The organism is Curtobacterium sp. AC273 (genome assembly GCF_979253735.1).
Genome location: NZ_CEEDDU010000007.1, coordinates 1 through 24,926, shown reverse-complemented (window position 1 = coordinate 24,926; position 24,926 = coordinate 1). Strand labels below are relative to the sequence as shown.

Sequence of the window (24,926 nt, the reverse complement as noted above, 5' to 3'; positions counted from 1 at the left end):
TATGCTTCGTTCAGCCCTCGGAATTTCAGGTGTTTAGCCGTTTTCGCATTTATCGTGAAACGCTTTCGCGTTTTCGTGCGCCGCTTTCACGTGGACGATCACGGTCGCGCAAGCGGCCGTGACGACCCCGGCCGACGCCTGGACGGACCGTGGGCCGACCTGGTCGCCCGGGTGCGGTCCGAAGAGCGACCCGTCCTGACGCGTCGAGGAGCAGAAGCCGTCGAGTCGGTCTACGCCGAGCGACGTTCCTGCTCCTCGACGGGCCGGGGGCGAGGCGGGTACGGGCCGGGGGCGAGGCGGGGGCGAGGCGGGTGCGGAGCCGAGGGCAGAGGCGGGTGCGGGCAGCTTAGCTGGGCGCCGGCCCTCAGCCCATCTTCGTATTGACCGTCAGCCGTCGGGTCGGGCGCGATCATCGCGACATACACCGCGGCCGCCGCACGGCGGCGTCCGCGCCGACCCGCTCCGGGTCGACCAGGCAGCTTGCCGTCGAACTCGAGGCCCTTCGGCGTCGGCACCGGTCAGCACCGTGACGGACCCCGCCCGCGGCGACCCGAGCGACCGCGTCGGCCTCGGTCCGGGCGAGCCGCTGCCGGATCGCGTCGGCGTCGGCCTCGGGCACGATGACCCCGATGGTGCCGCTGCCGATCCGGTCGCGCTCGGCGTCGACCACCCGGAGCCACGGTGTCGAACACCTCGGCGCGCGCGACGGCTGAAGCCCGCTCGACGGGGTCGCCGTCGCGCACGGCCTCGTTCCGGGTGAGCCGTCAGGCCGGCGGCGTCCGCCGAAGAGGCCCCCCGCCGCCTCGACGATGGAGCGCGGCGTGCGGTAGTTTCACGGTGAGCTGCTCGATGCGGTGCTCGATCGGGATCTGCGGCGCACGACCTCGACGGCGACGGGCGAGGGCACCGATCACGTCGTCCCAGGTGCGGGCGGCCCCGGGCAGGGAGCCCTGCGCCATGTCGCCGACGATCATTGAAGGGGCGGAGCGGGTTGCGCCGGGCGAGGATCCGCCACTGCATCGGGGAGAGGCTCCTGCGCCTCGTCGACGACGATGTGGCCGTAGGTCCACTCTCGATCCTCGGCGGCGCGCTCGGCCGTGCTGCGGGCGTCGCCGCCCTCGGCGAAGGAGCCGGCGACCTGCTCGGCGGTGACGATGCCCTCGACGCCCATGTTCTCGATGGCCTGGCGCGCGTTCTCGATGTCGCGGTTGCGGCTCGCCTTCGCCGCACGCTTGGCGGCGCCGCCGGTCGGGTCGAACGGTCCGAGCAGTTCGGCGGCCTCGTCGAGGAGCAGGACGTCCTCGACGGTGAAGCCGGCACCACGGCCGCGTTCGAGCAGCGCGCGGCGCTCGGGCGTCCAGTGCGGGGTGAGGGACGCCGGCCAGTTCGGCCGAGGCGTAGAGGTCCTCGAGGAGCTTCTCCGGCGGCAGCTTGTAGCCACGCCGTGTTGAGCAGGACGCGGGCGTCGTACGACTGAGCGGATGAAGCTCCTCGCGCAGGACCTTCTCGTCGGCCTCGTCCAGCTGCCGTCCCGCGCTCACGCAGCTGGTCGGCGAGCAGGCGGGTCATCGCGTCGAGCGCGATCTTGTTGAACGTGACGCGGGCGGCGTTGTGCGGCTTGCTGCCGCGCAGTCCTGCGCGCGCTTCATGGCGCCTGGCGACGGGGCCGGGCGGGACCACGAGGCGTTCGCCCTCGGCGTCGAGCGTCACGGACTCGGTCGGCACGACCTGCCGGGAGCGCACCGCACGGCGGAGCAGCTGCGCCATCTCGGCGCGCATTGCCCTTCACCGCGGCGACCTCGCGCCGGTCGTAGCTTCGTCGCGTGCACGCCCGGGTAGAGCGAGGCCGAGCGATGGCCATCGACCCCGCCGGTCTCGCCGAGCGACAGGAGCACCTGCTCGATGTACGTGAGGAACGCCGGCGACGGCCCGACCACGAGCACGCCGGAGCCCAGGCCGCTCGCGGTACGGGGAAGTACAGCAGGTACGCGGCGCGGTGCAGCGCCACGGCGGTCTTGCCCGTGCCGGGGCCGCCTGCACGATGAAGGCGCCCTCGAGCGGGAGCGGATGATCCGGTCCTGCTCGCCCTGGATCATCGCGACGATGTCGGTCATGCGGCCGGTGCGCTCGGCGGTGACGGCCGCGAGCAGCGCGCCCACCGCGCAGGTGGGTCCGCTCGTCGTCGTAGAGGCTCGCGTCGAAGACTTCGTCCTCGATGCCGACCACGGCACGGCCGTCGAGCGTCAGGTGCCGGCGCGCCCGCATGCCCATCGGGTGCGCGGCGGTCACCTGGTAGAACGCGCTCGCCCCGGGGACGCGCCAGTCGAGCAGGAGCGGGCGGTGGTCGGCGTCCCGCAGGCCGACCCGGCCGATGTAGCGGAACGCGTCCTCGTCGCTGTCGGGCTCGGAGACCTCGAGCCGACCGAAGACAGACGGTCGCCGACGCGGTCGAGCGTGGCGATGGTGTCCTCGTAGAGCCGCGCGAACGCGTCGCGTTCACTGCGGCTCTGGTGGTTGCCGCCGACCGCCTGTCGGCGGCTCTCGGCGAGTCGCTGCTCGGCCTCGGCGGTCAGCTCGTCGAGCCGGGCGAACAGCCCGTCCACGTAGCCGCGCTCGCGGTCGATCTCGGTCAGTTCGGACACACACAACCCTTCGGGAAAGAGGGGTGTCAAGTGTAGTCCGCCGGACCGACACAGGAGACGGGAGGCGCGGTGCGCTCCGTCCATCCCGTGGGGACGACTACATCTCTTCGTGCGTGTCCGGGTCGCCGTCCCAGAGGCAGCTCAGCCCGGAGATCGCCGCGACCTCGTCGTCGGTCAGCTCGAAGCCGAACACGTCGAGGTTCTCGCGCTTGCCGGGCCGCGTCACCGGACTTCGGCACCGGGACGGCACCGATCTGGACGTGCCGGCGGGCGACCTGGCCCGGCGTCACGCCGTGGGCCGCCGCCGCGTCGACGATCGGCTGCTCGGAGAGGGCTCCGACCGCTTCGCGAGGGCTCCAGCTCTCGGTGACGATGCCGAGCTCCTGGTGCACCTTCCGCAGCGCCGCCTGCAGGAAATACGGGTCTGGTTCGACCTGGTTCACGGCCGGGGCGACACCGGTGGCGTCGACGATGCGGTGCAGGTGCTCCGGCGTGAAGTTCGAGACGCCGATCGAGCGGACCTTGCCGCTGTCGCGGGAGTCGACGAACGCCTTCCAGGTGTCGACGAACTTGTCCACCGACGGGTTCGGCCAGTGGATGAGGTACAGGTCGACGCTGTCGAGCCCCAGGTTGCCGAGGGTCTCGTCGATCGAGCGGTGCGCCTCGTCGTAGCCGTGGTGGCGACCCGGGAGCTTCGACGTGACGACGAGGTCCTCGCACTTCACCTCCTCGGATTCTCGGACGGCACGACCGACGGCGTCCTCGTTGCCGTAGTTGAGCGCCGTGTCCAGCAGCCGGTAGCCGCCGGTGATGGCGGTGCCGACCGCGCCGCGCCCTCGTCGCCGTTCAGGCCGTACGTGCCGAGGCCGAGCTCCGGGAAGCGGTGGCCGTCGTTCAGCTCGATCGTCGGGGCACCGACCTGCATCAGCGGACCCCGAGCAGGTCGATCACGAAGATGAGGGTCTTGCCGGAGAGGAAGTGTCGCCGCCGGCCGGGCCGTAGGCGAGCTCCGGCGGCACGACGAGCTTGCGGCGTCCGCCGACCTTCATGCCGAGGATGCCCTCCTGCCAGCCGCGCACGCGGCGCCGCGAGCGGCAAGTCGATCGGCTCGCCGCGGTTCAGGGCTGTCGAACTCCTCGCCGGTCTCGTCCTCGGCGCCGGCGTAGTGCACCTTGACGGTCGAGCCGGCGCTGGCGACGTCGCCGGAGCCCTCGACGATGTCGGTGATCACGAGCTCGGTGGGGGCGGGGCCCTCGAGGGCGTCGAACTCGGGCTTGCTGTTCAGGTCAGTCATGCCCGCCAGTCAACCAGAGAGCGCGGTCCCGGCGCCGCAGCCCCCGTCCGGCCCCGACAGGCACCAGAATGGTTCCACCGTGACACCATCGACTCCCCCCGCAGGACGCACCGCCGCGCCGCCGCATCCTCGCCGACCTCACCCCACTCCCGCCGCTCCCCGCCTTCGCCCGGCTCTGGGCCGGTACCGCGATCGCCGGCATCGGCACGCAGATGACCACCATGGCGGTCGGCCTCGAGGTCTACGAGATCACGCACTCGACCTTCGCGGTGGCGCTCGTCGGCGTCATCGCCCTGCTGCCGATGATCGTCGCCGGCCTGTACGGCGGCATGCTCGCGGACGCCTTCGACCGGCGCCTCGTCGCCCTCGTGTCGTCGATCATCGCCTGGGTCGCGGTCGCCCTGATCGCGACGCACGCCTGGCTCGACCTGCACAGCGTCCTGTTGCTCTACGTGCTCGCGGCGGTGAACGCGGTGGCCGCGACCGTCAGCAACGCCTCCCGCTCGGCGATCGTGCCGCGCCTGGTCGGCACCGACCTGCTGCCCGCGGCGAGCGCCCTGGGTGGGATCGCGTCGGGGTTCCAGGTCACGGTCGGCCCGGCGGTCGCGGGGGTCCTCATCGCGAGCGTCGGGTTCGCGCCGACCTACCGATCGACGTCGTCCTCTTCACCTTCGCCTTCCTCGGCGTCTTCACCCTGCCGCGGATGGCCGCCGACCACGGTGCGCTCCGCCCCGGGCTCGGCTCGCTCGTCGAGGGCGCGAAGTTCCTGCGGAAGTCGAAGAACATCACGGATGACGTTCGTGCTCGATATCGTCGCGATGACGTTCGGGCAGCCGCGGGTGCTCTTCCCCGCGATCGGCGCGCTCGTCATCGGCGGCGGCTCCATCACGGTGGGCACGCTGACGGCGGCCTACGCGATCGCGCCTCCTGTCGAGCGTGTTCTCCGGACCGCTGGGCGTCCGACGACAGGGCGAGGCCGTCGGCCGGGCGATCACCGCCTACGGCGTGGCGATCGCGGCCTTCGAGGTCGTCATCGCGCTGGCACACGTGCTCGGCGGTCGCTCCGGCGAGGCGTTCTCCGTGGGCATCCTGCCCGCGCTCGGGCTCGCGGCACTGTTCCTCGCCGCGGCCGGTGGTGCGGACAACGTCAGCTCGGTGTTCCGCAACACGATCTTGCAGGCGGCGTCGCCGGACGGGATGCGCGGCCGACTGCAGGGCATCTTCATCGTCGTCGTCACCGGTGGCCCACGGCTCGGCGATCTCTACGCGGGCTTGGTCGTCGCGGCCGGCATCGCGTACCCGCCGATCATCGGCGGCGTGCTCATCATCGGCCTCGTCGCGCTGCTCCTCCGCCTCGTGCCGTCCTTCCGCCGCTACGACGCCCTGCGCCCGCACGCGAACTGACGGCCTCCGCCGCCCTCACCCCCGCAAGACGCAACCTCGACGACTGCCCGCAGCGACATTCCCCTGCGCGCAAGCCGCCACGGTTGCGTTGTGCCGAAGGGGCGGGGCACGAGACCCGACCGAGGGCCGGACTGGAGGCGCGTGGCAGCGCCGCCCCCCGCCTCCAGGCCGTCACGTGTCGGGTACCGTACAACGCATGCCGGACAGCGCATCGCGCGACCTCCAGCGGACGGGAGTCCGCGCCGTGGTCCGGCGTACCTACCACTCGGTCATCCGGCACCGTGTCGTCGACGCGGCCGCGTCCCTCACGTTCTTCGCGCTGCTCACCGTCTTCCCGACGACGCTCACCGTCGTCTCCGCGTTGTCGATCGTGGACCGGAAGGGCGACAGCCTGTCCGACATCATCGCGGTGCTCGGGTTCATCGTGCGGCCGGAGACGGCGCAGCACCTCGAGGGGCCGCTCCGGCAGCTCCTCACCCTCGACAACCCGTGGCTCGGCTTCACGATCGGCGTCGTGCTGACGCTGTGGTCGCTGTCCGGGTACGCGACCGCGTTCGGGCGGGCGATGAACACCGCGTACGAGGTCGAGGAAGGGCGGCGGATCTGGAAGTTCCGCAGCATGATGCTCCTCGTCCCGCTGCTCATCATGGTCGGCGGTGCCATCGCGATCATGATCCTGCTCGGCACGCCGACGATCTCGGCGGCCGTGATCGGCAGCTCGGGTGGGCGCCGTGGATCGACGACGTCTGGAACGTCGCGAAGTGGCCGGTCCTGGCGGCGGACCTCGTCGTGATGGTGGCGACGCTGTACTACGCGACCCCGAACGTGAAGACGCCGCAGCTCCGCTGGGTGTCCGCGGGTGCCGGCTTCGCGATCGTGGCGTGGGCCCTGGCGACGGTCGGGTTCACGCTGTACGTCGAGACCATCGGCGGCAGCAACAAGGCGTACGGGTGGCTCGGCGGCGCGATCCTGTTGCTCGTCTACCTGTACATCTCGAACTTCGTGCTCGTCGTCGGCGGTGAGCTCGACTCCGAGGTGATCCGGATGCGGCAGCTCCTCGCCGGCATCGAGGCCGACGAGTCGATCCGGCTGCCGCTCCGCGACGTCACCCGGAACTTCACGCTCGCGCGCTGGCGTGACCAGGACATCGCGGCGGCGCACCAGGTCCGGACGCGGCGGCGCAGCGTGCCGAGGGCTGGCGGAGCCGCCGCGCCGACCGAGGAACACCTGCGCGACCTGTCGCGGCAGGTGCCGTCGGCGAACCCCCGATGCCCTGAGCGCGGCCGCGCGGCCGCGCATCCGCGCGTCCGCGCGTCCGCGCGGCCGCGGCCGCAAAACGCAACGTTGGCGACTGCTCGCAGCGGTACTCCGCTGCGAACAACCGCCACAGTTGCGTTTTGCGAAGGCAGGAAGCAGGGAGCCCGTCAGCGCTCGCGTGCCGCCCGGTCCAGCATCTCCTCGGTGATGACCGGGATCGCGCCCGTCGCCAGCTCGATGCCGGACAGCCGCGCGGGGCTGAGTACCCGCTGCACCTGGTCCTCCTCCATCAGCCCGGCCGCGACCACGAGCGTCGCGATCGGCGTCGAGGTCGTCAGCGCCGTGTGCGCGATCGACGCCGCGGCCGCGTAGCCGATGTACGGCGTGAGGGCCGTGACGACGCCGACGTTCGTGTCGACCTGCGCCGCGAGCTTCGCCTCGTTCGCCTCGATGCCGGTGATGCAGTGCTCCCGGGCGTTGGCGCAGCCCAGGGCCATCCACGCCAGCGACTGCAGGATCGAGTGCGCGATGATCGGCTCGAAGGCGTTGAGCTGCAACTGCCCGCCCTCGGCCGCCATCGTCACGGTGGTGTCGGCACCGGCGACGGCGAACGCGATCTGGTTGACGACCTCCAGGATCACCGGGTTGACCTTGCCGGGCATGATCGAGGACCCCGCCTGCCGTGCGGGCAGCGTGATCTCCCCAGTCCCGCCTGCGGGCCGGCGCAAGCAGCCGCAGGTCGTTGCAGATCTTCGAGAGCTTCGCCGCGCTCCGCTTCACGGTGCCGGACAGGGTCATGAACGCGCCGGCGTCGCTCGTCGCCTCGATGAGGTCGGGCGCCGTGACGATGTCGAGCCCGGTGACAACCTGCAACTGCCGTCGCACCTCGTCGCGGTACTGCGGGTCGGCGGTGATGCCGGTGCCGATCGCCGTCGCGCCGAGGTTCGTCTCGGCCAGCAGCGGCATCACGGTGCGGAGCAGGAGGACGTCCTCCTGGATGGTGTGCGCGAACCCGGTGAACTCCTGCCCGAGGGTCATCGGCACGGCGTCCTGCAGCTGCGTGCGCCCGACCTTGAGGACGTCCTGGAACGCCCGGCCCCGCTCCGCGAACGCGCCGGAGAGCAGCTCGGAGCTCGCCGATGAGCCGCTGCACCCCGAGGATCATCGCGAGCTTGACGCTCGTCGGGTAGGTGTCGTTCGTCGACTGGCTGCGGTTCACGTGGTCGATCGGATGGAGGACCCCGTAGTCCGCCCTTCTCGCGGCCGAGGAGCTCGAGGGCCCGGTTCGCCAGGACCTCGTTCGTGTTCATGTTCGTGCTCGTCCCGGCGCCGCCCTGCACGACGTCGACGACGAACTGGTCACGCAGCGCACCGTCGCGGACCTCCTGCGCGGCACGGTCGATCACGTCGGCACGCTCGGCGTCGAGCACCCCGATCGCCTTGTTCGCCCGGGCCGCCGCCTGCTTCACCATCGCGAGCGCCTCGATGAGGTCCGGGTACACCGCGATCGGCACCGAGGTGATCGGGAAGTTCTCGAGCGCCCGCAGGGTGTTGATGCCCCAGTAGGCGTCGACCGGGACCTCCCGCGATCCCAGGGAGTCGGTCTCGGTGCGCGTCTGCGCGCGGTCAGGGGCCTGTGCTGCTTCGTTGCCGGTCACGCCTGCGAGGCTAGCCCGTCCGGCCGGTCGGTTCCCGCCTCCGGCACGGGCGGGCGCGTCGTCGAGGGAGCAGGAATCGTCGGGTGGGTGCGCCGGACCCGACGATTCCTGCTCCCTCGATGCGGCGTGAGACGCGACCACGGACGGCCTGGAGGCGCGGTGCGGGCTGGCACCGCGCCTCCAGGCCGGCGCCAGGTCGCGTCACGCGACCGGTGTCAGTGGAACTGCGGGACGATCAGGTAGATGCCGTAGAGCACCGCTGCTGCGCAGATCGCGAAGCAGACGACCGACAGGGCGCGGAAGACGCGGACGCCCGGGGGCGTGTTGCCGGGCAGCGGGAAGCCGCTCGTGGCCGGGCCGACGGTGCCGTCGTCCTTCACGGTGTACTTGCCGGCGCGGGTGTCGGCGGCGCTCCAGAAGCGGAGGCCGACCGAGTAGACGGTGACCACGAAGCACGCGCCGACGAGGGCCACGATCGCGACGGTGAGGAAGGCGAGCCAGTCGATGCCCATCAGCGACGGCCTCCCTTGCGTCCGGCCATGCGGCGCAGGGTGCGCTCACGGCTGAGCTCGGCGCGGCGGGCGGCGACCGTCTCCGCGCGCTTCTTCCGCTGCAGGTCGCGCAGCTCCTTGCGGGTGAGGACAGCGTTCGCAGCCACGTCGACCTCGATCGCGGCGGCCTGCTCGTGCGGCTTCCGGAGCGACCAGAGGTACAGGCCCAGGATGACCACGGCACCGACGACCGCGTCGATCACGAGCCCGACGACGCCGAAGCGCGCGATGCCCGAGGCGACGGCCCCGACCGCGGCCGAGGCCGGCAGCGTGATGAACCAGGCGATGACGATCTTGCCCGCGGTCGACCACTGGATCTTCGACCCGCGGCGACCGAGTCCGGCGCCGATGATCGAGCCGGAGGACACCTGCGTGGTGGACAGCGCGAAGCCGAGGTGGCTCGACGCGAGGATCGTGGCGGCGGTGGACGCCTCCGCGGCGAAGCCCTGCGTGGCGCGGATCTCGGTGATGCCCGACCCGAGCGTGCGGATGATGCGCCAGCCGCCGGTGTAGGTGCCGAGCGCGATCGCGAGCGCACACGCCACGATGACCCAGAACTGCACGCCCTGGTTCGACGACTGTGCTTCGGACGCGATGAGCGTCAGCGTGATGACGCCCATCGTCTTCTGCGCGTCGTTCGTGCCGTGCGCGAGGGACACCATCGAGCTCATGAAGACCTGGCCGATCCGGAACCCGCCGCGTTCGTTCGGGAACACCGGGCGCCGGGTGATCCGGTACGCGATGCGCGTCGACAGGAAGGACACCAGCGCGGCGATCACGGGCGACAGGAACGCCGGGATGATCACGACCGTCAGGAGCGCCGCGTAGTTCACCGCCTGGAACCCGGCACCGACGATCGCGGCTCCGATCAGACCGCCGAACAGCGCGTGCGACGACGACGACGGCGGGCCACGCAGCCACGTGATCATGTTCCAGACGACCGCGCCGATGAGCCCCGCGAAGATCATCTCGGGGCTGATGGCGACGCCACCGGGTCCCTCGTTGATCAAGCCGTGCGAGATCGACGTCGCGACCGCCGTGCTGAGGAACGCACCGATGAGGTTGAGCACCGCGGCCACCGTGACGGCGACCTTGGGCTTCATCGCACCGGTGGCGATCGGTGTCGCCATCGCGTTGGCGGTGTCGTGAAAACCGTTTGTGAAGTCGAAGAAGAGGGCCAACGCGATGACCAGGACGACTATGAGTGTGATGTCCACCGCGGGCAAGTGTTCCTCATCAGGCGGTCCGAGGGCAAACCCTGCTCGCAACCTGGTGTTCACCGGCCCTTCACGTCTGTACAGCCGTGGACCCATGCCTCTGGGAGAATGGAGGTCATGGACACCGTCGAGCTCCTCATCCTGCTGGTCGGATCGCTCGTGGTGACCGGCTTCGCCCGCGCCTGGGGCTCCCCGCACCGCTGCTCGTGACCGCGGTCGCGCTGGCGGCGTCCTTCCTGCCGGGGCTGCCCCGATGGAGATCGACTCCGAGGTGATCCTGACGGTGATCCTGCCGCCGCTCCTCTACTCGGCCGCGCTCGACGTGTCGTGGCAGAGCTTCCGCGGGTCGATCAAGCAGATCCGGCGTCTCGGCATCTTCCTCGTCATCGTCACGGCGCTGGTCGTCGGGGTCGTGGCGTACTTCCTCATCCCGGACATGACCCTGCCCGCGGCGATCCTGCTCGGCGCGATCGTCGCCCCGCCGGACGCCGTGTCGGCCGCCGCGATCGGACGGAAGCTCGGGCTCCCCCGCCGCGTGATGACGGTCCTCTCCGGCGAGAGCCTGATCAACGACGCGGCCTCGCTGACCCTGGTCCGGGTTTTCACGCTCATCATCGCCGGCACGTCGCTGACCATCTGGCAGGACCTCGGGATCTTCGGGCTGGCGATCGGCGTCGGGCTCGTCGTCGGCGGTGTGCTCGGCGTGCTGGTGCACTGGATCCGGATGCGCATCAACGACCCGGTGGTCGAGACGATCATGAGCATCCTGCTGCCGTTCGTCGCGTACATCCTGGCCGAGCACCTCTCCGGCTCCGGCGTCATCGCGGTCGTCACCGCCGGGCTCTACATCGGCTACAACTCGCCGAAGGAGGGCTACGCGACCCGGCTGGAAGGCGCCCGCTGGGGACGAGCATCGACGTCATCCTCGAGGGCTTCGTCTTCGCCCTCATCGGCCTGCAACTCAACACCGTCGTGCACGACCTCGTCGTGAGCGAGCGCAGTCTCTCGCAGACCCTGACCGCGGCCGGCGTGGTGCTCGTCGTCGTCATCCTCGTCCGGCCGCTGTTCGTCTTCGGAGTCGTACGTCCGCAACCGCATCAGCGGTCGATGGCTCCGTCCGCTCCGGATCCGGCTGTCGCGCGGGCACCCGTCGCTGCGGTGGCTGCGCGGTACGAGCCGAACCGAAGCTCAACTGGCGTGAGCTCACGGTCATCTCGTGGACCGGCATGCGCGGCGTGGTCACCCTCGCGGCCGCGGTGTCCGTCGTGGTGAGCCCGACGAAGATCCCCGCCCAGGACACCATCTTCATCATCGCGTTCGTCGTCACGGTGGGCACCCTCCTGCTGCAGGGCCTCACGCTGCCGTTCGTCATCCGTGCGCTCAAGGTGCAGGACCCGGCAGAGGACGACGCCGACGTCCGCAGCGAGATGCGCCTGAACCAGCGCACGACCGAGGCCGCGATCGAACTGCTCGAGAAGCGCCGCCCGGACTGGTCCAAGCAGTACGGCGACGTGGCCGTCGACTCCGTCGTCAACCGCCTGAAGGCACGGCTCGAGCGGCAGGCCGAGACGTTCCGCCGCGACGCCGAAGAGGAAGAGGACCAGGAGCGCAACGCACCGGTCCGCCTCCGGGGCTCGCAGATCCAGGACATCCGGCGGGAGCTGCTCGACCGCCGCCGCGAGATCGTGCTCGAGGAGCGCGAGAAGGGGAACCTCGACGAAGAGGTCATGCGCCGCGTGCTCGTGACGCTCGACGCCGAGGAGCTCGCGATGGACTCGGCCCAGGCGTCCCGCAGCCGGTCCTGACGCGGGGCGACGCAGCCCCGGTCCCCCGCGGACGCAGCAGCGGGGGCCGCACGGCGTCCGGCGCGCGCCGAGCGGGCCGAGCGTATCCTGGCGCTCCGACCCAGAACAGGAGCGCATCGCCGAGTGAGCACGCCGCGGAACGACGTCCCCAGGAACAACGACCTCCCGGATCGCGACGGGGGGCCGCGGAAGGACTCCGCTCCGAAGCCGCGCACGACCCGCCCTTCCACGCGCGGTGGGTCGAAGCCACGACGGGGTGCCCCGGTCGCCGGCACCCGTCCGGCCCGGTCCGGCAGCGGCGGCCCCCACCGGCAGGCGCCGTCCCCGAGCCGCAGCGCCTCAGCCGGTACCGCCGCTGGTTCAGCACGCTGCACCCCTCGCTGCAACTGATCGGACTCCAGCTCTGGATGCCGCTCTTCTTCATCGTCGGCTTCTGCCTCTGCTACGTCTTCGCCTTCCACTCCCCGCACCCCCACGACGTCCCCGTCGCCCTGGTCGGCAGCGACCCGACGCTCGTCGCCGCGGTGCAGAAGGCGCTCCCCGGTGGGTACGTCTTCCACGTCTACGACTCGCTCGCACGGGCGAAGCACGACGTGATCGCCGGCACGATGGCGGTCGCCTACGACCCGAGCACGAACGAGGTCTTCAAGGCCAGCGCGCACCAGTTCCAGGTCGCCTCGCTCGTCCCCGTCACGCTGAGCACGGTCCTCACCGGCATCGGGGTCGCGGCACCCACGGTCACCGAGCTCGCGCCGCTGCCGACCTGGGACGAGTACGGCACCGTCGCGATGTACGTCATGCTCGCCTGGTGCATCGGCGGCTACATGGTCGCGATGTTCATCGGCATCATGGGCGGCCCGCTCCGGCACCGCACCCGGATGGCCGTCATCGTCGTCGGCGGCCTCGTCATCTCCCTCATCACGAACACGCTCGCCGGCCCGGTGCTCGGCGCGATCCACGGCCACTGGATCCAGCTCGTGCTCATCGCCTGGGGCTGGATCGTCGCGATCGGCCTCGCCGTCAACGGGCTGAGCTACTTCGTCGGCCGCTTCATCGCCGCCCCCGCGATGATCTGCTTCGTCTTCCTGTCGATGCCGTCGTCCGGTGGCGCCTACCCGAAGTGGTTCATGCCGGAGCCGTTCGCGTGGCTCAACCACGTCGTGGTCGGTTCGAGCATGGTCGACATGATCAAGCACCAGGTGTACGGCGTCGGCCCCGGCCCCGCCCGCGGCCTCATCACGATGGCCTGCTACGCCGCCGCCGGCCTGGTGCTCATGTACTTCGGCAAGCAGTGGTGGGAGCACCGCCGCATCCGCGCGATCGTCACGGGCCGCACGACGATGTTCCAGGACGCCCAGACCGCGAACCGCGAGTTCCTCGGCAAGCAGCGCGACGCCGAGCTCGAGCGCCACGGCCTCACCTCGACGGAGACCGGCACGCTGAGCGTGCTCCGCGACGAGGACTGGGAGGACGCCCGCGTCGGCGGCGACGTCTTCACCGGCGGACGGGACGGCCTCGAGACTGAGACCACGCCCACCGGCCGCATCGCCGTGGTGCGGAACGGGGACCGCTCCGGTCCGGCGCAACGGCCGGGAGGCGCGGGGACCGGACCGCGCACCCGTCCCGACCACCCGCACGGCCGGCACGCGGACCGGTAGCCGCCGCCCCGCAAGACGCAACGTCGGCGGTTGCTCGCAGCGCTGTACCGCTGCGAGCAACCGCCACGGTTGCGTTTTGCGGGCGGAGTAGCCTGGGGGCATGAACCCCCGCATCGCCTGGCACCGCGTCCTCGTCACCGTCGTCGTCGTGTTCCTCGTGCTGACGGTCGGGTTCTACGCCGCGAGCGTCCTGCTCGCCCCCGCTGACGGCCGGAACGTCGCCGGGCTGTTCGTCGGCTGGGCGATGTTCGCCATGATCGACGCCATCGTGTTCGGCATCATCGACTTCTTCGTCCGCCCGCTCGGCGGCCGGAGCGGCGACGCCGAGGTCATCGCCGCCGCCGAAGAGGCCCGCACGGGCAGCACCCGCACGCACACGCGCTAGGGCGGCTGCGCCTCCGGACGCCGGATCAGACCGCGGGTCGGACGCCGGTGCCGGTGAAGCCGGAGACGCTCGCGTTGTCCTCGGCGAACGTGAACCGCGCTCGGACCGAGCCGCCGGCGAGCACCCCCGGCAGCCAGTACCGCGCGTCGTCCCACATCGCGTCGTACGGCACGGCGTCGACCGGGATCCACCGGGGCTCGAGTTCGTCACTGCCCGACGGGCTGCCCTGCCAGCGGCGGCGGGCGAAGACGTCCGAGACCTGGGACCAGGACGGGCGGTACGGGAACCGGTAGTCCAACGTGCCACGTGCCTCCAGGTCGGCAGCCTCGATCCGCAGGCCGACCTCTTCCCGTACCTCGCGCACCGCGGTCGACCGCGGACTCCCCCGGCTCCCGTTTGCCGCCGGGGCCGACCAGACGGCCCGTGCCGAGGCCGCGGCGCTTCTCCCCCAGGAGCACCTGCGGACTGGACCCGTCGTCGCGCAGCAGGTAGACCACGACCACCGCGGGGTGCTGGGACTTGCTCTCGTCGCGAAGGGCCACGTGTCCAGTCTGGCCGAAGTTCTGGCGTAGGCTTTTTCCATGGCAGGCGTGCTGCGGGGCACCATGGCTGAGCCCCGCAGGACCGGGCGCAGCCTCGAAGTGCTGCGCGCCGAGGCCGCCGAGGAGATCTCGATGCTCGTCGAGCACCGGAGCCGTCAGGGCGAGGACCCGTGGGAGTTCATGCCGACGCTGCCCACCGTCGACGAGCAGGTCGTGCTCATCCTGCGCGCGGACGCCGTCGACCTCGACGAGGCCATCGGCAAGCGGAGCGCGCAGTGGTCGATGCACCCCGCCTCCGGACAGGGCACCCGGATGGGCGAGGAGTACCACCGCCTCCGCCGCATCGCGCTGCAGCACCCGGAGCTCACGCCCGCGGTGTGGAAACTGATGGGCGCGCTGCCCGAGGCTGGCTGACCGGTCCCCTGCACGGCATCGGGTCGTTCGTCACACGCCTGCGGTTTGATGGGGCCATGACCGAAACCGTCCTCGCCGTCCTCAACCAGCCCTCCCGCGACGCCGCACCGCACGACCCCGCGGCCGATGCCTTCACGTGGGCGAAGCCCCTCGAGGAACACATCCAGGTGCAGGACCTCGGGATCACCCGGGGCGACGGGGTCTTCGAGACCATCACGGTCGTCGACGGCCACCCCCAGGCGCTCGAGGCGCACATCGCGCGCTTCGGTCGATCCGCCGCGATGCTCGACCTGCCGGCCCCCGACGCCGAGGCGTGGCGTCAGGCCATCGAGGCCGTGTGCGCGCGGCTCGACCCCGTCCGTGAGGCCTTCGTGAAGACCGTCCTGACCCGCGGCGTCGAGGGCACCGACCGGCCGACGGGCTGGGTGTACGCGGCGCCGTCCGGTGACTCCACCGCAGCACGCACCGAGGGCATCTCGGTCGTCACGCTCGACCGCGGCTACCGTCACGACGTCGAGCGGACCTCGCCGTGGCTGCTGCAGGGCGCGAAGACGCTGTCCTACGGGGTGAACATGGCGGCCCTCCGTGAGGCAGCACGTCGTGGTGCGGACGACGCCGTCTTCGTCTCGACCGACGGCTACGTGCTCGAGGGAACGCGCGCGAACCTCATCCTGTCGGTCGGCGGCCGGCTCGTCACCCCGCGCACCGACATCGGGATCCTCGACGGCACCACACAGGCCGACGTCTTCCGGTTCGCCGAGCAGGAGGGCATCGAGACCGCCTACGAGCTCCTGACCGTCGAGGACTTCCTGGCGGCCGACGCCGCCTGGCTCGTGTCGAGCGTCCGGCAGGCGGCGCCCATCCGCGAGGTCAACGGCAACGCGCGGACCATCGACGCGGCGCTCACGACCGGCATCAACGACTTCCTGCTGGCGCGCGAGGTCTGACGACCGGGCGCGAGGTCGCGGTCGCGGGTCGCGGTCGCGGGTCGCGGTCGCGGGTCGCGGTCGCGGGTCGCGGTCGCGGGTCGCGGTCGCGTCCGGGTGACGGACGGGAGGCGCGGTGCCGGCTGGCACCGCGCCTCCGGTCCGTCGTGACCCGCTACCAGCGCGGGGTGGTGACGCCGGTCCCGTCGGCCCACTCGAAGACGGACGCACCGTCGATCCAGACGCGCGTCGCGCGGCTGGTGGCGTCGAGGGGGTCGCCGTCCCACAGCACGAGGTCGGCGTCGTAGCCCTCGGCGAGGCGGCCCACGCGGTCGCCGAAGCCGAGGAAGTCGGCCGGGTTGGTCATGAGCGCCTCGAGCGCGGTCTGCCGGGGCAGGCCCTCCTTCATGGCCGCGGTCGCCTGGTCGACGAGCATGTTGATCGGCACGACGGGTGCGTCCGTGGTGATCGCGACGCGGACCCCGGCAGCGGCGATGGTCGCCAGGTTCGGGATCCCGCGGTCGCGGGCTCGACCTTCGAGCGGCTCGTCGAACAGCGGCCCGTAGATGGCCGGGATGTCCTTCTCGGCGAGCACGTCGGCGATCTTGTGCGCCTCGGTGCCGTGGTTCACGACGAGGCGGTAGCCGAACTCCTCGGAGAGACGGATGGCGGTCGCGATGTCGTCGTGGCGGTGCGTGTGCTGGTCCCACACGAGCTCGCCGTCGAGCACGCGGACGAGCGTCTCCTTCGTGAGGTCGCGGGCGAACGGCTCGTCCTTCGCGGCGGCGGCGTCGCGCGCGGCGCGGTAGTTCTGCGCCTCGACGAAGGCGTCGCGGATGATCTTCGCGACGCCGAGGCGGGTCGACGGGGTCTGGCCCTTGCCGCCGTAGACGCGCTTGGGGTTCTCGCCGAGCGCGCTCTTGATGCTCACCGAGTCGGAGATGAGCTGCTCGTCGATCGTCCGGCCGCCCCAGGTCTTGATGGCGACGGTCTGGCCGCCGATCGGGTTGCCCGAACCGGGCTTGACGACGATGGACGTGATGCCGCCGGCGAGTGCGTCGCGGAAGCCCTCGTCGTCGATGTCGATCGCGTCGATCGCGCGGACGCCGGCCATGTTCGGCCCGGTCATCTCGTTCGTGTCGTTGCCGGCTTCGCCGTTCGCCTCTTCGTGGATGCCGACGTGGCCGTGCGACTCGACGAAGCCGGGGACAGCCAGGCGCCGCCGGCGTCGACGACCTCGAGCCCGGCCGGCACGGCGACGTCCGCGCCGAGGGCGGTGATCTTGCCCTGCTCGACGACGACGGTGCCGTCGAACTCGGGGGCGGAGACGGGGACCACGTGTGCGTTGGTGACGACGAAGAGGTTGCTCATGCCACCACGCTAGCGAGGCCCGGTGACAAGGCCGTCATGCATGTGGAATACCGATTCCTGGTGCCGCCGCGTGTTCCCTGCCTACCGTCGGAGCACGACGATCCCGCCCGGACGACGGAGGAACATGCAGCACACCCGACCGAACCGACACGACCGGCACTGGCCGTCGCACACCGCGACGACCGTGCCCTGGCGCAGCACCGTCCGCGGTCCTCGCGCCGACCGCGAGACCACGGCGGTCCGGGCGTCGGTCCCGCCCACCATCGCAGGGGCCCGGTGGACGCCGGACTCCGGCACCGCAGCGGTGCTCGACCGTGCCGCCGCGGCGCTCCGCGAGCTCGACGCGCAGCACGGTGCAGAGCTCACCGCGCTCGGTGGGGTGCTCGACCGGACCGAGGCGGTCGCGTCCTCCCGCATCGAGGACGAGCGAGCCGGCCTCGACGACCTCGCTCGCGCCGTCGTCGGCAGCCGTGCGAACGCCAGCGCGACCGCGATGGTCCGTGCCGGCGGGGCGATCGACGGACTCGTGACGGCGGCGGGTTCCGGCACGATCACCGAGTCGTCGCTGCTCGCCGCGCACCACCGGCTGCTGCGGGACGACCCCGTCGACGGACGCGACGCCGGCCGGTACCGGACCGTGCAGAACTGGATCGGCGGCGGACGCACCCGCGGCTCGCCCGGTACGTGCCGCCGCCGCCGGAGCTGGTGCCCGCCCTGATGGACGACCTGTTCGTGTTCCTGCACCGCGACGACGTCCACCCGGTCGCACAGGCGGCGATCGCCCACGCCCAGTTCGAGTCGATCCACCCCTTCACCGACGGCAACGGGCGCATCGGCCGGGCACTCCTCGCCGCCGTGCTCCGGCGGCGCGGGCTCACCCGGTTCGTCACGGTCCCCGTCGCCACGGCCCTCGTCGCCGAACGCGACCGCTACTTCTGGCACCTGGAACGGTTCCGCGACGGACGAGTGGACGAGTGGGTGCGCGACGTCGCCATCGCGGTCGGGACCGTCTGCGACGAAGCCACCCTGACGGCGTTGCTCCTCGACGAGGTCGCGGCGGAGCGGAGCACCGGCCCGTGCGCCGCCGGCCCACACGCCGTGGTCGGGCGGGCCCTCGCCGACGACCCGGTGCTCACCGAGGACCGCCTCGACGCGCTGCTGCACGGCGACCAGGGCACGGTGGACGCGGTGACCGACGACCTCTGCCGCGCCGGGGTCCTGCGGTCCGTCACCGCACGACGCCGTGACCGCGCCTGGGTGACGGTCGCCGCCGCCGACGAACTCGCCGCGTTCGGCGACCGCGTCCAGGCCGCCGTCCGACAGCGGGCGAATAGGGGTGGGGTGGTGAGCAGCGAGCACGCACAGGCCACCCCCTCCCACCGCCGCCAAGCGGCCGGTCACGAGGACCCACCACGGCATCGACTTCGTCGACGACTACGAGCTGCGGGACAAGGAGTCACCGGACACCCTGGCCTACCTCGAGGCCGAGAACGCGTACACCGACGCCGAGACCGAGCACCTGGGCGCCCTGCGTGACCGGATCTTCTCCAGGTGAAGGGCTACCGTGCAGGAGACCGACCTCTCCGTGCCCGTCCGGATGGGCGACTGGTGGTACTTCACGCGCACGGCCGAGGGCAGCCAGTACGGCGTGCACTGCCGTGCACCGATCGCCGGCCGCGACGACTGGACCCCGCCCGCGGTGGGCGAGGTGCCGGCACGCTCCCCGGGGAGCAGGTCGTCCTCGACGGCAACGCCCTCGCCGACGGCCACGACTTCTTCTCGCTCGGCACCTACGACATCAGCGACGACGGCACCCGCCTGGTCTACGGCATCGACGTCGAGGGCGACGAGCGGTACACGCTGCACGTCCGCGACCTGACGAACGGCACGGACCTCGGCGACGAGATCCCGAACACCGGCAGCGGCGCGACGTTCGACCCTCCGGCCGGTACGTGTTCCTCACCCCACGGTCGACGGCTCGGCCCGGACCGGATCTGGCGCCACACCGTGGGCACCAGCGCCTCCGACGACGTGCTCGTCTTCGAGGAGCCGGACGACCGCTACTGGGTCGGCGTCGGGGTCACCCGGTCGTCGCAGTACATCGTCATCGAGCTCGGGTCGAAGATCACGTCCGAGGCGCTCGTGCTCGACGCGGCCGATCCCACGGGCGAGTTCCAGGTCGTCTGGCCGCGCCGCGACGGGTCGAGTACGAGATCGAGCACGCCATCGTCGGTGGGAGCGACCGGTTCCTCGTACTACAACGAGGGTGCCGAGAACTTCGAGCTCGTCGACGTCCCCGCCGACGACCCGACCTCCGAGCGCGACCGCCGAGGTGGTCGTCGCCGACCCCGAACGCCGCATCGAGTCGGTCGACGCCTTCGCCGGACACCTCGCGCTCGAGTACCGGTCCGAGGCGCTCCCCGCATCGCGATCATCCCGATCGAGGGCGACGGCTACGGCGAGGCGCACGAGTCCCGTTCGACGAGGCCCTCTTCTCGGCCGGACTCGGCGGCAACCCCGAGTGGGACCAGCGCTCCGCATCGGCTTCACCTCGTCGTGACGCCGTCCGAGGTCAGCGACCTCGACCTGGCGACCGGCGAGGTGACCGTGCTCAAGCGGCAGCCCGCCCTCGGCGGCTACGACCCCGCCGACTACGTGCAGGAGCGCGACTGGGCGACCGCGGCCGACGGCACGCGCGTACCGATCTCGCTCGTCTGGCGCCGCGACGCGATCGACGCCGACCAGCCGGCACCGCTGCACCTGTACGGGTACGGCTCGTACGAGCACTCGATCGACCCCGGCTTCAGCGTGATGCGGCTGTCGATGCTCGACCGCGGCGTCGTGTTCGCCGTCGCCCACGTCCGGGGCGGCGGCGAGATGGGCCGCCACTGGTACGAGAACGGCAAGACCCTCACGAAGAAGAACACGTTCACCGACTTCGTCGCGGTGGCGTCGCACCTCATCGACTCCGGTCGCACCAGCGCCGACCGGCTCGTGGCCGAGGGTGGCAGCGCCGGCGGTACTGATGGGCGCGGTGGCGAACCTCGCGCCGGAACGCTTCGCCGGCATCCTCGCCGCGGTGCCGTTCGTCGACGCGCTGACGAGCATCCTCGACCCCGACCTGCCCCTGACGGTGATCGAGTGGGACGAGTGGGGCGACCCGCTGCACGACCCCGAGGTCTACCGCTACATGAGCGAGTACACCCCGTACGAGAACGTGCGCGACGACGTGCAGTACCCGAAGATCCTCGCCGTGACGTCGATCAACGACACCCGGGTCCTCTACATCGAACCGGCGAAGTGGACCGCGAAGCTCCGGGAGGTCGGCGCTCCTGTGCTGCTCAAGACCGAGATGGCAGCCGGGCACGGCGGTGTCAGCGGTCGGTACGACTTCGTGGAAGGAGCGGGCGTTCGAACTCGCCTGGCTCCTCGACGTGCTCGGGCTCGCCGACGTCAGCACCGGCAGCGGCGAACGCGAACCCGATCGCTGCCGGATGACGACCGCGCCGTGCTCGTCATCGACGTCCAGGCGGGGGTCGTCCGGCCCTGCCTCGACGGGCAGCAGGTCGTCGACCGGATCCACGGGCTCGTCCAACGGGCGCGGGCCGAAGGGCGTCCCCGTGGTCTGGGTGCAGGACGAACAGGACTTCCCCGTCCCGGGTCCGGACGACTGGCAGCTCGCTGCGCCGCTCGTCCGGCTCGATGCCGAGTCGCTCATCCGGAAGACGTACCGGGACCTCCTTCGCGGACACGCGACCTGCACGTGGTGCTCGCCGACCTCGGCGTCTGGCGGCTGGTGGTCACCGGCACGCAGACGGACTACTGCGTCCGGACCACGGCGCAGCGTGCCGCCGCCGAGGGCTTCGGCGTCACCCTGGTCGAGGACGCCCACACCACGACCGATGCCGAGTGGGGCGGCACCGTCATCGCGGCGGCGGACGTCATCGCGCACACGAACATGTACTGGAGCGGGCTGCGGTACCCCGGCCGCCGCTTCGACGTCGCGCCAGCGGCGACCGTCCCGCTCACCGCGTAGACCGCACTCGGGCGCTCACACGCGGTTAGCGCCTGCACCGCCTCGTCATAGGACTCCTCGGCCAGGCGGACCCGGTCACCGGCGAGCACGCCGTGCCCGAACGATACCCTCGCCGCCACGTTCGGCGAGGCCGGAGTGCACGCAGCACGTCGAGCGCGTGCAGCGACCACCCGCTCCGTGAGGTCGTCGGCGGCGTCACCGATGCGGGTCCACAGCGCATGCGGGAACGCGTCGTCTGCGCAGCACGTCCATCGCCTTCCGCGCACGGGTCGCCGCACGCCACGCGAGCTCGGTCGCCTCGCGCGCAGCGGTCTCCCGCTCGAGCACGGCGGTGGTCTCGTCGTCCTCACCCACGGCATCGCGCGCGAGTTCTCGACGCAGAGCTTCTCGACCCGCGGACACGTCCTGCGCGACCTTCTTCGGCGAGCGCAGCGGCCCCAGGCGGTCGGCTCCGGCCGCTCCACGGCGTCGTCGAGCACCGTCGAGCAGTTCGAGGAACGGTTCACCGTGCAGGAACGCGACTTGACGTCCGCACGGCCACGGCGCGGCGCTCGCGGGTGGCGGCGAGGATGCGTTCCCGCGTCATGGCGTCCACCAGGGCGTCCTGCGCCGGGGTCGACCCGCCCGCGGCGGCCAGACGCTCGACGAGGTAGTCGGCCAGTGCGGCACGAGCGGTCACCGCCAGCCCCTCGGCCGCCTCGACCGCGCGGTCGACGGTCTCGGTCGCCGGGAACGCGGGCCGGTACGAACCGGTCACCGCGGCGAGGCCGAGTGCGATCTCGGCCGTCTCGCGGAGGTCCGCCTGCCCGCCGGACCGGAGCAGTGCCTCTTGTTCGAGGAGACCCGACCGGAGCTTGCGCAGTCGCTTGGTGAGCGCGCGTGCCGCGGTGCCCTTCTCGGGCTTCTCGGCGGACCGGAGGCGGGCGGCGGGCGCCGTCCAGGCCGCGGGCGAGCTTCGACGAGACCGCCGCGGGGCCGGCGCCGACCGCCGCGAAGCGGCCGTCGAGGGCCGCGAAGAGCTCGTGCGCCACCTGCGGGTCGACACCACCGACGGTCTCGACCTCGACCTCGCGCCAGGTGCGCGGCGTCTCCGGGGCGTCGTCGTCGAGGCGCTGCGCGGTGACCTGGTCGTCGGCGAGCTCGGCGATCTGGTCGCCGTCCTCGTCAGGAGCCGGGTGACGGTGCGGGTCGTCGTGATGCGGACGACCGGACGCAGCCCGCGGCCACGGCGTTCTGTGAAGAGCGCAGCGAGGACCTCGTCCGGTACGGCGTCGGCGTCGTCGGTGAGCGGGAAGTGCTGCTCGTGCCGGACCGTGTCCGACTCGGAGCGCTTGATGTGCCAGCCGGCGTCCGGTCCCCCCGGTGCGCCGGCGGACGGTCACCCGCGCGGCCACCAGGTCGTAGCGCTCGGTGTCCCAGTAGGTCGCGTCGAGTTCGAAGGGGTCCTGGTGGTCGGTGCGGAGGACGCCGCCGACGCCGATCAGGTCGGGGAGGGCACCGCCCTCGGGCAGGTCGTAGGTTCGCTCGATCTCGAGGTGCGTGTCGCTCACGCGCTCTTGTCTACCAGGGCTTCCGGGTGCTGCTCGACCCGGGTGGGTGCATCTGTGGAGAACCGGCTCGCGAGAGCACCGGCGGCGATCACCGACATCGCGGGCATCCCGACGACGAACGGACTCCACCGGAGCGGCAGGGAACTGGTACAGGGTGCCGCTCCAGTCGAGCGCCAGGACCAGGCACGGGCAACAGGGCGAGGGACCAGGTCCAACCCCGAGCCGGACGGACTGGCGACGAAGCCAGCCCGCGAGCGCGAGGAACAACGGGATCGTCCGGGACCAGGAACGCCGCGGTCACGGCGGTCAGTGGGGCGAGCACGCCGGTCACGGTCGCGGCGGCGAGCATGCTCGCCCCGACACGTCGCCGAAGCCGATCGGGGTGCGGAGCGCGAGCGCCGCCAGCGTCAGCGCCGTACCGGGCACGATGAACACCAGCGTCCAGAGCCCGCCGTGCCGACATCCGATCGGACTCGCTCTCACCTCCGTAGTTCGGCTGGAGGATCAGCCAGGCGCCGGCGGCGAGCGACAGGAAGCGCAACGGCGACCAACACGGGAACCGTGCGGATCGTGGGGCGCGGGCCGGACGTCGAGCGGTGGTGCGGTCATGGATTCCCCCCAGGTGGATCCGGTGGCCCGCGCGTCCGGTGGAACAGCGCGGTGGTCAGCGCACCGAACGCGAGTGCGGTCGGCGACAGGTCGAGTTCGTGGCGCGTCGCGGACGTCGGCGGCCCACTGTTCTCGGCGGGCGGTCCGGTGCGCGGCGGGCGACACGGCGACGGCCGCGTCCACGAGGAGCCGGTCGAGGGCGCTCACGAGGTCACCGGCCAGCCGCTCGGGCGTGCGGGACGGAGGGTGCGGGCTGCCCCGGCAGCGTCGGTCATCGCTCGGCCACGAGGCTCCTGGGCGGCTTCGACACCGTCGGCCGTAACTCGTGGAGCCGACGGCGCGGTCCGGACCGGTCCGCGTCGTCCCACGACGACCGGATCCACCCCTGCCGCTCGAGGCGTTCGAGGATCGGGTACACCATGCCCGCCTGTCGCCCGAGTGGCGCGAGTCACGAGCAGGCCCCACACGGGTCCGTCGCTCGAGAGCAGGGCGTCGAGGACGTCGAGCTTGTGGGTGCCGTCACGCGCTGGATCGGTTGCATGCTCTTCAACCTACCTATGTAGATTAAGCCGCACAAGACCCCCAGCAGGACTAGTAGCCTCGAGGCCAGCGAGCGAGACGATCACCTGCGACGCGTTCGTGCCGGAAGCCGGCGGCGTCACCATGTTCACGACCACCTGGTGCGGGTACTGCGCACGCCTGAAGAACCAGATGACGAAGGCCGGCGTGCCCTACACCGAGGTCGACATCGAGCAGACCCCGGGCACGGCGGAGTTCTTCGTCGCCGAGGTCAACGGCGGCCCCAACCAGACCGTGCCGACGCTGGTGTTCCCCGACGGCAGCACCGCGACGAACCCGTCGCTCGCCGAGGTCCAGTCGCGCATCTGGACGGCACGCACCCCCGTACGAACATCGCGCCCCGTAGCCACGGGGGCGCGATGTTCGTGCCGGGTGCACCGGGCGGAGCCAGAGCCACGCCGGGCGGCGCCAGGCCGCGCCAGGCCGCGCCGGGCGGCGCCAGCCGCCGCGGACTAGCCCCCGAGCGCCTCGGTCAGCAGCGCCGCCATGTCGTCGAGCTGGATGTCGCCCAGTCGACGAGCTCCTCGTCCGAACCGTCGAGCGCGCGGGCGGCCAGGGACGCCTTCGAGTCGATGAGCTCGGCGATCTTGGTGTCGATCGTCTGCGCGGCGATGATGCGCCACGCGGTGACCGGCTCTTCCTGCCCGATGCGGTGCACGCGGTCGATGGCCTGGGTCTGCTCCGCCGACGTCCACGACAGCTCGGCGAGCACGACGTTCGACGACACCTGCACCAGGTTGAGGCCGACGCCCGCCGCGGTCAGCGAGGCAGACGATGACGGCGACGGTGGTCAGTTCGAAGGAGTCGATCTCGGCGAAGTGCCGCTGGGTCGAGCGTCTGGTCGCCGCGGACCGTGGCGGTGCGGAGCCCCGGCGTGCGAAGACCTCCTCCGCCTGGTCCATGACGTCGAGGTGCTTCGCGAAGAACACGACCTTGCCGACGTTCGAGGCGACAGCGCCGCGTAGTCCGCCGCGAGCTGGGCCTTGGCGCGGCCGATCCGCCGGATCATCGAGACACGTTCTCGCCGG

26 protein-coding genes and 9 pseudogenes are annotated in these 24,926 nt (G+C 71.6%); 16 read left to right on the top strand and 19 right to left on the bottom strand.

Going from position 1 to position 24,926, the window contains the following annotated elements; all coding sequences use genetic code 11:
- Window positions 1–409: 409 nt before the first annotated feature.
- The 7 genes and pseudogenes from ACZ8AI_RS12785 to ACZ8AI_RS12755 form a co-directional block, all read right to left on the bottom strand.
- Window positions 410–670 (bottom strand): hypothetical protein, encoded by a 261-nt coding sequence (locus tag ACZ8AI_RS12785; protein WP_464858567.1) that lies wholly within the window; start codon window positions 668–670, stop codon window positions 410–412.
- 94 nt (window positions 671–764) lie between these two features.
- Window positions 765–959: a hypothetical protein gene (locus ACZ8AI_RS12780; protein ID WP_464858566.1), complete on the bottom strand. Its 195-nt coding sequence runs from the start codon at window positions 957–959 to the stop codon at window positions 765–767.
- Between the two features lie 11 nt (window positions 960–970).
- Complete coding sequence (locus ACZ8AI_RS12775) at window positions 971–1,441, bottom strand: hypothetical protein (protein WP_464858565.1); 471 nt, start codon at window positions 1,439–1,441, stop codon at window positions 971–973.
- 265 nt (window positions 1,442–1,706) lie between these two features.
- Window positions 1,707–2,159: a hypothetical protein gene (locus ACZ8AI_RS12770; protein WP_464858564.1), complete on the bottom strand. Its 453-nt coding sequence runs from the start codon at window positions 2,157–2,159 to the stop codon at window positions 1,707–1,709.
- Window positions 2,160–2,285: 126 nt separating this feature from the next.
- A complete protein-coding gene (locus ACZ8AI_RS12765; RefSeq protein ID WP_464858563.1) occupies window positions 2,286–2,642 on the bottom strand; it encodes a hypothetical protein in 357 nt (118 codons plus the stop codon).
- Window positions 2,643–2,739: 97 nt separating this feature from the next.
- Window positions 2,740–3,567 (bottom strand): annotated as a pseudogene (locus tag ACZ8AI_RS12760) (aldo/keto reductase).
- Window positions 3,567–3,936 (bottom strand): annotated as a pseudogene (locus ACZ8AI_RS12755) (FKBP-type peptidyl-prolyl cis-trans isomerase). Before ACZ8AI_RS12755 ends, ACZ8AI_RS12760 begins: the two co-directional pseudogenes overlap by 1 nt.
- 212 nt (window positions 3,937–4,148) lie before the next feature.
- On the opposite strand from ACZ8AI_RS12755, the pseudogene ACZ8AI_RS12750 reads away from it, so the two are divergent.
- A pseudogene (locus ACZ8AI_RS12750) lies at window positions 4,149–4,532 on the top strand (MFS transporter); the annotation flags it as partial.
- 47 nt (window positions 4,533–4,579) lie between these two features.
- On the opposite strand, the gene ACZ8AI_RS12745 reads toward ACZ8AI_RS12750, so the two are convergent.
- A complete protein-coding gene (locus ACZ8AI_RS12745) occupies window positions 4,580–4,807 on the bottom strand; it encodes a hypothetical protein (protein WP_464858562.1) in 228 nt (75 codons plus the stop codon).
- A gap of 65 nt (window positions 4,808–4,872) precedes the next feature.
- On the opposite strand from ACZ8AI_RS12745, the gene ACZ8AI_RS12740 reads away from it, so the two are divergent.
- From ACZ8AI_RS12740 to ACZ8AI_RS12730, 3 genes and pseudogenes are all read left to right on the top strand, one after another.
- The gene (locus tag ACZ8AI_RS12740) at window positions 4,873–5,340 is read left to right on the top strand and encodes a hypothetical protein (protein WP_464858561.1); all 468 of its coding nucleotides are present in this window, start codon (window positions 4,873–4,875) and stop codon (window positions 5,338–5,340) included.
- A gap of 196 nt (window positions 5,341–5,536) precedes the next feature.
- The gene (locus tag ACZ8AI_RS12735; protein WP_464858560.1) at window positions 5,537–6,133 is read left to right on the top strand and encodes a YihY/virulence factor BrkB family protein; all 597 of its coding nucleotides are present in this window, start codon (window positions 5,537–5,539) and stop codon (window positions 6,131–6,133) included.
- Window positions 6,076–6,318: pseudogene (locus ACZ8AI_RS12730) on the top strand (YhjD/YihY/BrkB family envelope integrity protein); the annotation flags it as partial. The gene ACZ8AI_RS12735 and the pseudogene ACZ8AI_RS12730, both read left to right, overlap by 58 nt.
- Before the next feature lie 446 nt (window positions 6,319–6,764).
- On the opposite strand, the pseudogene ACZ8AI_RS12725 reads toward ACZ8AI_RS12730, so the two are convergent.
- The 3 genes and pseudogenes from ACZ8AI_RS12725 to ACZ8AI_RS12715 all read right to left on the bottom strand — a co-directional run bounded on the left by ACZ8AI_RS12725 (window position 6,765) and on the right by ACZ8AI_RS12715 (window position 10,023).
- Window positions 6,765–8,255, bottom strand: a pseudogene (locus ACZ8AI_RS12725) (aspartate ammonia-lyase).
- A gap of 215 nt (window positions 8,256–8,470) precedes the next feature.
- Window positions 8,471–8,767, bottom strand: coding sequence for a hypothetical protein (locus tag ACZ8AI_RS12720; protein WP_071293787.1), 297 nt, complete (start codon window positions 8,765–8,767; stop codon window positions 8,471–8,473).
- On the bottom strand, window positions 8,767–10,023 hold the full coding sequence (locus tag ACZ8AI_RS12715; protein WP_464858559.1) for an inorganic phosphate transporter: 1,257 nt from the start codon (window positions 10,021–10,023) through the stop codon (window positions 8,767–8,769). Before ACZ8AI_RS12715 ends, ACZ8AI_RS12720 begins: the two co-directional genes overlap by 1 nt.
- 253 nt (window positions 10,024–10,276) lie before the next feature.
- On the opposite strand from ACZ8AI_RS12715, the gene ACZ8AI_RS12710 reads away from it, so the two are divergent.
- From ACZ8AI_RS12710 to ACZ8AI_RS12695, 4 genes are all read left to right on the top strand, one after another.
- Complete coding sequence (locus ACZ8AI_RS12710; protein ID WP_464858558.1) at window positions 10,277–11,014, top strand: cation:proton antiporter; 738 nt, start codon at window positions 10,277–10,279, stop codon at window positions 11,012–11,014.
- 244 nt (window positions 11,015–11,258) lie between these two features.
- Window positions 11,259–11,828, top strand: coding sequence for a hypothetical protein (locus ACZ8AI_RS12705; protein ID WP_464858557.1), 570 nt, complete (start codon window positions 11,259–11,261; stop codon window positions 11,826–11,828).
- A 407-nt stretch (window positions 11,829–12,235) separates the two neighbouring features.
- Window positions 12,236–13,486, top strand: coding sequence for an ABC transporter permease (locus tag ACZ8AI_RS12700; RefSeq protein WP_464858556.1), 1,251 nt, complete (start codon window positions 12,236–12,238; stop codon window positions 13,484–13,486).
- A gap of 100 nt (window positions 13,487–13,586) precedes the next feature.
- Window positions 13,587–13,871 (top strand): hypothetical protein, encoded by a 285-nt coding sequence (locus tag ACZ8AI_RS12695; RefSeq protein WP_464858555.1) that lies wholly within the window; start codon window positions 13,587–13,589, stop codon window positions 13,869–13,871.
- A gap of 25 nt (window positions 13,872–13,896) precedes the next feature.
- Here ACZ8AI_RS12695 and ACZ8AI_RS12690 read toward each other — a convergent pair whose 3' ends face one another.
- On the bottom strand, window positions 13,897–14,454 hold the full coding sequence (locus tag ACZ8AI_RS12690) for an 8-oxo-dGTP diphosphatase (RefSeq protein WP_464858554.1): 558 nt from the start codon (window positions 14,452–14,454) through the stop codon (window positions 13,897–13,899).
- A 22-nt stretch (window positions 14,455–14,476) separates the two neighbouring features.
- Here ACZ8AI_RS12690 and ACZ8AI_RS12685 point away from each other — a divergent pair, with 22 nt between their 5' ends.
- Window positions 14,477–14,827 carry a tryptophan synthase subunit alpha gene (locus tag ACZ8AI_RS12685; RefSeq protein WP_071293782.1) on the top strand — a complete coding sequence of 117 codons (351 nt, stop codon included), beginning with the start codon at window positions 14,477–14,479 and terminating at the stop codon, window positions 14,825–14,827.
- 56 nt (window positions 14,828–14,883) lie between these two features.
- On the top strand, window positions 14,884–15,774 hold the full coding sequence (locus tag ACZ8AI_RS12680) for an aminodeoxychorismate lyase (RefSeq protein WP_464858553.1): 891 nt from the start codon (window positions 14,884–14,886) through the stop codon (window positions 15,772–15,774).
- A gap of 154 nt (window positions 15,775–15,928) precedes the next feature.
- Here the strand turns inward: ACZ8AI_RS12680 and ACZ8AI_RS12675 are convergent.
- Window positions 15,929–17,124 (bottom strand): annotated as a pseudogene (locus ACZ8AI_RS12675) (amidohydrolase).
- A 124-nt stretch (window positions 17,125–17,248) separates the two neighbouring features.
- Between ACZ8AI_RS12675 and ACZ8AI_RS12670 the strand changes: the two are divergent.
- The 5 genes and pseudogenes from ACZ8AI_RS12670 (at window position 17,249) to ACZ8AI_RS12650 (ending at window position 21,160) form a co-directional block, all read left to right on the top strand.
- On the top strand, window positions 17,249–17,842 hold the full coding sequence (locus ACZ8AI_RS12670) for a hypothetical protein (RefSeq protein ID WP_464858552.1): 594 nt from the start codon (window positions 17,249–17,251) through the stop codon (window positions 17,840–17,842).
- Window positions 17,809–17,925, top strand: a pseudogene (locus tag ACZ8AI_RS12665) (hypothetical protein); the annotation flags it as partial. The gene ACZ8AI_RS12670 and the pseudogene ACZ8AI_RS12665, both read left to right, overlap by 34 nt.
- Window positions 17,926–18,541: 616 nt before the next feature.
- On the top strand, window positions 18,542–18,679 hold the full coding sequence (locus ACZ8AI_RS12660) for a hypothetical protein (protein ID WP_464858569.1): 138 nt from the start codon (window positions 18,542–18,544) through the stop codon (window positions 18,677–18,679).
- A pseudogene (locus tag ACZ8AI_RS12655) lies at window positions 18,676–20,455 on the top strand (prolyl oligopeptidase family serine peptidase); the annotation flags it as partial. The gene ACZ8AI_RS12660 and the pseudogene ACZ8AI_RS12655, both read left to right, overlap by 4 nt.
- Window positions 20,456–20,632: 177 nt before the next feature.
- Window positions 20,633–21,160: an isochorismatase family protein gene (locus tag ACZ8AI_RS12650; RefSeq protein WP_464858568.1), complete on the top strand. Its 528-nt coding sequence runs from the start codon at window positions 20,633–20,635 to the stop codon at window positions 21,158–21,160.
- 195 nt (window positions 21,161–21,355) lie between these two features.
- On the opposite strand, the gene ACZ8AI_RS12645 is transcribed toward ACZ8AI_RS12650, so the two are convergent.
- The 4 genes from ACZ8AI_RS12645 to ACZ8AI_RS12630 all read right to left on the bottom strand — a co-directional run bounded on the left by ACZ8AI_RS12645 (window position 21,356) and on the right by ACZ8AI_RS12630 (window position 23,740).
- Window positions 21,356–21,562, bottom strand: coding sequence for a hypothetical protein (locus ACZ8AI_RS12645; protein ID WP_464858551.1), 207 nt, complete (start codon window positions 21,560–21,562; stop codon window positions 21,356–21,358).
- Window positions 21,563–21,662: 100 nt separating this feature from the next.
- Window positions 21,663–22,205: a hypothetical protein gene (locus ACZ8AI_RS12640; protein ID WP_464858550.1), complete on the bottom strand. Its 543-nt coding sequence runs from the start codon at window positions 22,203–22,205 to the stop codon at window positions 21,663–21,665.
- A gap of 832 nt (window positions 22,206–23,037) precedes the next feature.
- Window positions 23,038–23,193: a hypothetical protein gene (locus tag ACZ8AI_RS12635; RefSeq protein ID WP_464858549.1), complete on the bottom strand. Its 156-nt coding sequence runs from the start codon at window positions 23,191–23,193 to the stop codon at window positions 23,038–23,040.
- Window positions 23,194–23,590: 397 nt separating this feature from the next.
- Window positions 23,591–23,740: a helix-turn-helix transcriptional regulator gene (locus tag ACZ8AI_RS12630; RefSeq protein WP_464858548.1), complete on the bottom strand. Its 150-nt coding sequence runs from the start codon at window positions 23,738–23,740 to the stop codon at window positions 23,591–23,593.
- A gap of 242 nt (window positions 23,741–23,982) precedes the next feature.
- Between ACZ8AI_RS12630 and ACZ8AI_RS12625 the strand changes: the two are divergent.
- Window positions 23,983–24,204: pseudogene (locus ACZ8AI_RS12625) on the top strand (glutaredoxin domain-containing protein); the annotation flags it as partial.
- 166 nt (window positions 24,205–24,370) lie between these two features.
- Here the strand turns inward: ACZ8AI_RS12625 and ACZ8AI_RS12620 are convergent.
- Complete coding sequence (locus tag ACZ8AI_RS12620; RefSeq protein ID WP_464858547.1) at window positions 24,371–24,625, bottom strand: hypothetical protein; 255 nt, start codon at window positions 24,623–24,625, stop codon at window positions 24,371–24,373.
- Window positions 24,626–24,688: 63 nt separating this feature from the next.
- Window positions 24,689–24,926: hypothetical protein (locus tag ACZ8AI_RS12615; protein WP_464858546.1), on the bottom strand; the 238-nt coding region annotated here is incomplete at its 5' end.

Excerpts from the sequence above, each read along its gene's own strand:
- ACZ8AI_RS12690 (WP_464858554.1), bottom strand. The coding sequence starts at position 14,454 with ATGGAAAAAGCCTACGCCAGAACTTCGGCCAGACTGGACACGTGGCCC.
- ACZ8AI_RS12710 (WP_464858558.1), top strand. The coding sequence starts at position 10,277 with ATGGAGATCGACTCCGAGGTGATCCTGACGGTGATCCTGCCGCCGCTC.
- ACZ8AI_RS12720 (WP_071293787.1), bottom strand. The coding sequence starts at position 8,767 with ATGGGCATCGACTGGCTCGCCTTCCTCACCGTCGCGATCGTGGCCCTC.
- ACZ8AI_RS12780 (WP_464858566.1), bottom strand. The coding sequence starts at position 959 with ATGGCGCAGGGCTCCCTGCCCGGGGCCGCCCGCACCTGGGACGACGTG.
- ACZ8AI_RS12685 (WP_071293782.1), top strand. The coding sequence starts at position 14,477 with ATGGCTGAGCCCCGCAGGACCGGGCGCAGCCTCGAAGTGCTGCGCGCC.
- ACZ8AI_RS12745 (WP_464858562.1), bottom strand. The coding sequence starts at position 4,807 with ATGACGAGCGCGCCGATCGCGGGGAAGAGCACCCGCGGCTGCCCGAAC.
- ACZ8AI_RS12735 (WP_464858560.1), top strand. The coding sequence starts at position 5,537 with ATGCCGGACAGCGCATCGCGCGACCTCCAGCGGACGGGAGTCCGCGCC.
- ACZ8AI_RS12680 (WP_464858553.1), top strand. The coding sequence starts at position 14,884 with ATGACCGAAACCGTCCTCGCCGTCCTCAACCAGCCCTCCCGCGACGCC.
- ACZ8AI_RS12700 (WP_464858556.1), top strand. The coding sequence starts at position 12,236 with ATGCCGCTCTTCTTCATCGTCGGCTTCTGCCTCTGCTACGTCTTCGCC.
- ACZ8AI_RS12630 (WP_464858548.1), bottom strand. The coding sequence starts at position 23,740 with ATGGTGTACCCGATCCTCGAACGCCTCGAGCGGCAGGGGTGGATCCGG.
- ACZ8AI_RS12670 (WP_464858552.1), top strand. The coding sequence starts at position 17,249 with ATGCAGCACACCCGACCGAACCGACACGACCGGCACTGGCCGTCGCAC.
- ACZ8AI_RS12695 (WP_464858555.1), top strand. The coding sequence starts at position 13,587 with ATGAACCCCCGCATCGCCTGGCACCGCGTCCTCGTCACCGTCGTCGTC.